2 protein-coding genes are annotated in these 1,157 nt (G+C 61.6%); both read right to left on the reverse strand.

Annotation, left to right across the window (positions count from 1 at the left end):
- The coding region (locus CXY70_RS18065; RefSeq protein WP_233205637.1) for a hypothetical protein at positions 1–422 on the reverse strand (422 nt) is incomplete at its 3' end.
- A gap of 28 nt (positions 423–450) precedes the next feature.
- On the reverse strand, positions 451–1,023 hold the full coding sequence (locus CXY70_RS00010) for a putative immunity protein (RefSeq protein ID WP_104190382.1): 573 nt from the start codon (positions 1,021–1,023) through the stop codon (positions 451–453).
- Positions 1,024–1,157: the final 134 nt, after the last annotated feature.

Here is a 1,157-nt window from a genome sequence, read left to right on the forward strand (position 1 = left end):
TAGCCATAAAGATCGGTGGTGTCGTCGGCGTGGGCATTTTCGTATGATCCATGGTGACTCCTCGCGTCAGCGCCGTGACTAGTCTCGCTTTGCTCAAACCGACCTTGGCGCATCCACGAACCGGAGGTGTCTGCCACGGACTGCTGTTTGGCTGCTCCCGTCACGGGAACGAGACCTTCTGTAGTTTGAACCTGCCGACACCGAGCGCTCATGAGCCCATCGACTTTCCCCTTCACACGAAGCGATGGCTGATCTACTGCATCGCCGTACGTGTCAAACTGCCACTCAACCGCCGGGCGGTCACCAAACAAGCGGGCCAGCCAATCGATATTGGCCGGGTAGAGGGTGAAGTCCACGAAGTCACCGACGGCGATAAGCAGGTGTTCTTCCGCGACCTGCCATTCCGTAACCCATACGAGCATGAGGCCAATGATCTCAGATCGTCAGTAGCTACGATTCGCGAAGCCGCAGTAGCCGAACCCCGCAGCGGGGCGTGCGCAAAGAGCTGTCCAGTGCCTGCATGAGGTGCGCGACGCGGCTCTTTCCCGCTGGCGCAAGAGGGTATCGACGCAGCACATCGATCAGAGTGGGCGTGGCGCGTCGGCGCGCCCGCTCGATCAGCGCCTCTCCCTCGGCCGGATCCTCTCCGGCGGTCAGCTCGGCGGCCCGAGCTGCATTCGCCGCAGCGCGCAGAATGTGGCCAACTTGCGTCGCTTTGGCCAGAGGATGCAGATATGCGGCGGCGGCAGCATCGCCAGCAGACCGGGCAGCAAACTCTGCGGCTGCGCCGGCCACCTCCTTCGCCGCGCGATGCGCATCCAGAGCCGTTACGCGTTGCACGTTCGTTCGTGCGGCGCCATGCACAAACGCCCAGGCTGCCTCGATAGCTAAGCGCGGCCGCAAATCCTCCGGATTGGTCTCCTCAAACACGGAAAGTACTTCCTCAGCGCTCTCTCCGGCGTACTGGGATACGACTCGCAGCTCGTCCATACTCAGCTCGAAATCACCTTTGCCAGCCTGCATGCTTCCATTCTCGCTGCGGTCGTCTGCGCAGGGGAAGCTCGATCGGGAAGGAGGCGAGGTCGCACAAGCGGATCACAAAACGCGACCACTTAGCGCTAAACGTCACAAATACCGACGTCGACGATCACGGTCGT

Origin of the sequence: Cryobacterium sp. Y82 (assembly GCF_002929495.1) — a bacterium.
Lineage (GTDB): Bacteria > Actinomycetota > Actinomycetes > Actinomycetales > Microbacteriaceae > Cryobacterium > Cryobacterium serini.

Coding starts and splice junctions, on each gene's coding strand:
- CXY70_RS00010 (WP_104190382.1), bottom strand. CDS start 1,023: ATGCAGGCTGGCAAAGGTGATTTCGAGCTGAGTATGGACGAGCTGCGA.